Below are 6,156 nucleotides of genomic sequence, written 5' to 3'. Positions count from 1 at the left end.
GCGCGAGAACGCTTGAACGGAAACACGCAGTCGAGATCGACCTGACTGCATACGAGCTGGATATGTACCCGAGTGAGGCGAAGGTCGTCTACGCGGAGCAGCATGAAGAGCTCTGGACCGAGTTCGTCGAGGAGGCTGTCGAACGCGCAGGCTATCCAGAGCTGAAGGAAACGCCAGGGCTATCGAAAGCAGAATTCGCTGAAAAGATTCGGAACCTCGACTAAGCGGCTCTGTTAGTCTTGGAGCGTGGCGACTGTTCGGCCCGTTTCCTCGGCCTCTTCACTGCGCGACATATTGTACGTCGCGAGCGCTTCGTCAACCGCCTCATCAAGACTCATTGGTCAACCTAGTCTTGACCCTTCCAGCGTATAAACGCTTGCATGGCTAAAACGCCTCTACCCGGCGGAGAGAAGTCGATCGAAGGAGTGGTCTGGAAGTCTGATTATAAACTTAACCAACAGTATCTTCGGTGAGCGCTTCGTGTTGGTTAATACGAGGAAGCAACCGATGTCCGACGAACCACCGACGCCGCCGATGAACCTCCCTACAGAGATCATCAATGCTCTCAATGAATCATCACCGAACCGTCTTCGAGACGTTGCCCGCTATGCCGAAGAGTTGGCCGAACACAAGGAGCGCGAGGCTCGTCTCGAGGAAGAGCCACCGGAAGGGAAACTCGAAGAACGGTCGGACGATCTTCCAGACGATGTCCCCACGAAGGCGACGATTACGATCAAGGAGATCAACCATAATCGCTACTACTACTGGCAGTGGCGAGAAGGTGACAAAATCAAATCCAAATATAAAGGCCCAGTCAACCCCGATAAGTAGGAAGAACTTCCATGGGCTCGAAAGACACCACACCCCGTGTGCGAAGTGAATTTTTTTCATCACCCGTGGACCCTGTGTGAGAGATGAATGATGGACAGCCTCAATCGTTCATTAAGCGCTCTCATGCGTAACTATCCCACATGTACACACGTGACTAGGGGAGTGTAGTTGGGGAACAAAGCTAAGCGAGATCTTCCCCGGCTATCGCGGAGCACAGTATTAGTACAATAGTATCCGAAACCAGCCGATGTTCTAGGTGGCTTCCTTCTCCTCCTCCACCGCCGTCCGAGTTGATTCCACGACGTCGGAGAACACCTGTTCTTTTAGCAGCTCATAGACGCGGTGTTGGCTCGGAGCCTTTGCATTAACCGTTTTTGCCGTGTTTCGGGAGTGCTTGTAGATACAACTTGTCGAGAACTTGCTTCGTTCGAACACAATCTCGTTCTGTATTGTACGTACCAGTTCGTCGTGATAGTTGTTTGAGACACCGGTGTTGCCAGTACTGCCAATAACCAGTCCACTATTGCCAGTAAAGCTGGCGTAAGCGTGGAAACTCCCGAGACCAGGGGCAGATTCGTGAAAGGTTTGTTTTCGGGTGACCCCCGTTGCCAGTACTGCCAGTATTCGTCCGTTTTAAGTAACACACACACACCACTTTTGCCAGTAAAACCACTCGAACGAGTAGAAGACTACTCGTTACAGTACTGACTAAGCGATAGGTTTATGTCAATAGTAGTAAAACCAAACCCGCACTAGGAAAGAATTAGTAAAGTACAACTGTAGATATAGTTCGGTAGCTCTGTTAATTACCTCATTTTGGACTTCGGTCCTCACCTACGAGAGAATACTGGCAATGGTGGAGAGAGTGTCTTTTATAAGCCACCGTGATATTGGCGGTACTGGCAACGGGGGTGTGGTTATTGGTCATACTGGCACCCGTGGTTTTATCACACATAGCAACATCGTCCAATCCATGGGCCGGTTCACTCGGGAGTCATTCATCATTCGAGACAACGACGTGTTGCGAGACGATTACCAGCCTGAGACTCTTGAGGAACGAGACGCTGAACTCGACGAATACGCGGCAGCCCTCCGGCCGGTAATTCAAGGATGGCAGCCGAACAACGTGTTTCTGTATGGGGTCACGGGTGTCGGGAAGACTGCGGCCACACACGATCTGCTCAAAGAACTTCAGGAATCAGCTGACCAGTACGACGACGTCGACGTTAATATTATCGAATTGAACTGTACTGGCTGCAACACGTCGTACCAGGTTGCGGTGAACCTCGTTAACGAGATTCGAGAGCCAAATCACCCACTAACAAATGTGTCGTCTTCACGGATGCCGATCAGTGAGACTGGCTATCAACAAAAGCGCGTGTTTCGTGAGCTCTACGCTGACTTAGAAGATATTGGGGGGACCGTGTTGGTTGTCCTCGACGAGATTGATAACATCGGATCGGACGATGATATTCTGTACGAGCTCCCGCGGGCACGTTCACAATTGGACCTGGATGTGAAGTTGGGCGTCATCGGCATCAGTAACGACTTCAAATTCCGCGATAATCTGTCTCCGAAAGTTAAAGACACACTTTGCGAAGAGGAGATTTTGTTCCCGCCATACGATGCTGGCGAACTCCAAAACATCCTCCGCGAGCGAGCAGAGATTGCGTTGTATGATGATGTGTTGGAAGATGATGTGATTCCGTTGTGTGCCGCGTTTTCAGCGCGAGACTCTGGATCGGCCCGGCAGGCACTCCGACTGTTACGGAAGGCAGTCGATATTGCGGAGTCTGAAGCGCGGGCCGGTGGGGACGCGTTTGTAACAGAGGAACATGTCCGCGAGGGGGAGTTCCAGATTCAGCGCCAGCAGGTCGTTGAAGGGATGCATTCGTTGACACAACATGGGCAGCATGTGTTGTTGACAGTGTGCCAACTGGCTGCTCGAGGAGAAACGCCCGAACGGACAAAGGCAATCTATCGTCGGTACCAGAAGGTTGCGAGAAAGAATGGGCAAGAGCCGCTGAAGCGTCGGCGCGTACACGACCACCTGTCGGATCTGAACCTCCATGGTGTGTTGCAGTTGGTTGACTCGAGTGGCGGCCGAGGGAACTACAACGAGTATGATTTGGACGTGTCGTTGTCTTCGGCGTTGGATGCGCTGGAAAGCGAGTTTGGGAATTTAGAAGGCATCCGTGAACTCGCAAAAAAGAACGGGACGTTAGACTAACCCCTCTGTTGTGGGGTGACCTCCGTTGCCAGTGTTGCCAATAACCTGTCCACTATTGCCAGTTTCACCTGTCGATGTCGAGTTTACTATTGTATCTGATATCTGTGAAATATTGATTAAACCACTATTGCCAGTATATTTGATCTTCTCTATGTCTGCCGCTTTTACTGGCAATAGTGGTGTGTCTGACGAATTATTTGATGACTGACTTGATTTGTATATTTTAGATCAATTGATAGGGTGATTGGAAAATCGTGACTTGTTGGAATTTTTGCTCGCTGATTGTTCTCTGTAGCCGTATTAACCAACAGTAGTAATGTGGCCTATCGATGTTGGTTAACTCATGACCAAGCAGTAGCAAGTGGTAATCAAAATATCGACGAGGTTACGTTGAGGGCACATACCGGAACTGTACGTTTTTGATCTATACTCGACGCAAGACCTTTTTCGTCGTCTAGGAACCCCCATTCCATTGTCGGCGATTCGAGTCTTGGTGTCGTTGTCCTGACTGTATGTAATATTCTAATGTGAGTTGAGCTTCCGTAGAGTGAACTGTGTCGTGTATTTCATAACTTATACAATTACGTTGAAGATTTGGCAACAAACCCTTGGAGTTTTACCCAATTCAGTAATTGAATTTTATGTAAATATAGTGGCTATTTAGACATTCTAGTTGATGCATGATTGACAATAGCCAATATAATTTCTAACTATGGCTATTCTATTAGTTGAGATTCCTAGATAGTTCTATTGGATACTGTCTCGAATAGATCATGATGTCCATAATCTTGTATATATAATACAGTTCTATCTGTGGGGATATCCAACCATCCTCCCACGACTCATGAGAGGGTAGAACATATTCGAACGCGTAGCCTCCTTCACAAAAAGGGTCACCACATCCGTTGTTCCATCGGCCTCGGCAGGCCACCCTGCAGCGGTTGACCTGTCGAAGCCAGTCAGGCAGACCGACCGACGAACTGAGATTCACATTGTCGACCGGGGTCCACTTCAACGGACTGCGTTCCGAGCCAGAACCGATGCGTGGAGATGACACGCACCACCGATCGGAATACTGTACCCAGTGGTGTACTGCCTCTGACTCACGCTGTTACGCTGTGTTTCGATTAGTCATCTGCGGGGACTGCTCTCTCCGGGTTTTGCTTACTCGGCCACTCCAGGTCCGGGATGTAATCTGCGTTTGCCTCGATGAGTTCTTCGGTCATCTCGTGTAGTTCGTCTAGTGAACAAGCGGCGCTTGACAGAGGATCGAGCTTTACTGCTTGGTGGACTTTCTCGCGGTTACCCTCTAAGGCACCTTCCACCGCCAGTTCGTAGATTGCAGAGTGCTGGCGGTCCAGAGCGGCAAGTTGTGTCGGCAACTCTCCAACCGAAGCTGGGTGAAGGCCGGTACCGTCGACGAAGACCGGAACTTCCACACAAGCGTCTGCAGGGAGGTTTTCGATGGCGTTCGATTCGTTGGACACGTTGAGGTTGAACCGGCGTTGAGTTCCCGTTTCCAACGAATGGATGAGCCGGGACGCGTATTCCTCGGAACGTTCGACACTAACCTCGTTGAGGTCGACGTCCAGTTCGGGATCGTCGCGCTCTTCGGACCGCGCAAGCCATCCCTCTAGGTACGTCGCGGTTGGCATCCGTTCGGCGAAGTTCGTCCCGGCCATCTCCTCGATAAGTGCATCGTCTGTTCGGATGTACGGGAGGTACTCACTCATATGATGGCTCGATTCCGTGGGGAACGCGCCGAAGTGCTTCATCATCTCGAAACGGACCGTGTCCTTGCGGTACGTCTCTTCGTCGTCGTAGGCCTCTTTGAGTGCCGGATAAAGACTCTCTCCGTCGTGTTCGCAGGTGAGGAACCAAGCCATGTGGTTGATGCCGGCGACCCAGTACTCGAGTTCGTCCTGTGGCGTTTCTGTGTACTCTGCTATTGCCTCGGCGGTGTGCGGGACGGAGTGACAGAGACCAACGACCTCGATGTTAGTCGCGTCAAAGACAGCCTTACAGAGGATGGCCATTGGGTTCGTATAGTTGAGTAGAAGAGCATCGGGACACAGCTCTTCCATGTCGTCCGCGAGGTCGAGGAGTGTCGGAATCGTCCGAAGGCCACGGAAGATTCCACCCGGTCCAGTCGTGTCACCGATTGCTTGCTTCACTCCGTATTTTTCCGGGATCCGGATCTCGTTTTCGAAGGGCTCAGTCCCACCAACGTTGATCATGTTGAGGACGTAGTCCGCGTCTTCAAGGGCTTCGCGTCTGTCAAGCGTCGCCGAGACAGTCGTTTCGAGTCCTTCGTTTTCAACCATCGCCTCAGCGACACGTTGCGTCTGTGTGAGTCGATGTTTGTCGATGTCCATCAACGCGATATGGCTGTCAGACAACTCGTCGAACGAGAGGATGTCGCCGATGAGTTTCTTTGCAAATACCATACTCCCAGCTCCGATTAGGGCAATCTTTGGCATTGCTACTACGTGTCTCTGGGTTTGTCATAAGTATTTCGCCGTGCCGCCCTCAGTTCTACTACAACTTATCGAGGCTTAGGGACGCGTGTGGTGTAAAGTAGCACACGTACTGTCTGAGTGTGTCCCGATGGGTCTTAGCGTGCGACCCCTACCTCGACACAACAGGTTGTGGGAACATCAATTTCATGAATCGTGAAATAGTTAATAAGTATAAATGGTGTAGAATGGTGCTCTCTTCGGGCTTTGTGGATTGATGGCGGTGAAATGCCCGTAACATCTTTCGTGACGCCATTTCACGTATCATGAAAACATCTATGTGTGATGATACCGTGAATTGAACTATGACAACCAACCGCTTTGACGTGGCCCAAGACGATGGATATCTAGCGACGACGACCGTTACGAGTTTCCGTATCATTGAGGCTCTAAAACGCCGCGACGGTGCTACAGTCCAGCAACTCGTCGAAGAGTTAGGGCTCGCCTCGGGGACCGTTTACAAACATCTCAACACGCTTCAGTCGATCCAGTATGTCGACAAAGATGGATCTGAGTACCGTCTCGGCCTGGGATTTCTTGAACTAGGTATTGCTGCCCGCACCCAGGCCGAGACGGTAA

4 protein-coding genes and 1 pseudogene are annotated in these 6,156 nt (G+C 50.9%); 4 read left to right on the top strand and 1 reads right to left on the bottom strand.

Features of this window, described 5'->3' with window-relative positions:
• The 3 genes and pseudogenes from C5B90_RS19455 to C5B90_RS19445 form a co-directional block, all read left to right on the top strand.
• Positions 1 to 224: pseudogene (locus tag C5B90_RS19455) on the top strand (hypothetical protein); the annotation flags it as partial.
• A gap of 283 nt (positions 225 to 507) precedes the next feature.
• Positions 508 to 831 (top strand): hypothetical protein, encoded by a 324-nt coding sequence (locus tag C5B90_RS19450; protein WP_115883584.1) that lies wholly within the window; start codon positions 508 to 510, stop codon positions 829 to 831.
• 973 nt (positions 832 to 1,804) lie between these two features.
• Positions 1,805 to 3,061: a Cdc6/Cdc18 family protein gene (locus C5B90_RS19445; RefSeq protein WP_004967636.1), complete on the top strand. Its 1,257-nt coding sequence runs from the start codon at positions 1,805 to 1,807 to the stop codon at positions 3,059 to 3,061.
• A gap of 1,127 nt (positions 3,062 to 4,188) precedes the next feature.
• Here the strand turns inward: C5B90_RS19445 and melA are convergent.
• On the bottom strand, positions 4,189 to 5,541 hold the full coding sequence (gene melA / locus C5B90_RS19440) for an alpha-galactosidase (RefSeq protein ID WP_042663430.1): 1,353 nt from the start codon (positions 5,539 to 5,541) through the stop codon (positions 4,189 to 4,191).
• Positions 5,542 to 5,882: 341 nt separating this feature from the next.
• Between melA and C5B90_RS19435 the strand changes: the two genes are divergently transcribed.
• Positions 5,883 to 6,156 (top strand): helix-turn-helix domain-containing protein (locus tag C5B90_RS19435; protein ID WP_115883583.1); only part of this gene is annotated, 274 nt, incomplete at its 3' end.

The sequence above is a fragment of the Haloferax sp. Atlit-12N genome, from assembly GCF_003383095.1.
Lineage (GTDB): Archaea > Halobacteriota > Halobacteria > Halobacteriales > Haloferacaceae > Haloferax.
The sequence above is the reverse complement of the archived record's forward strand: the minus strand, read 5'-3'. Positions and strand labels throughout refer to the sequence as shown.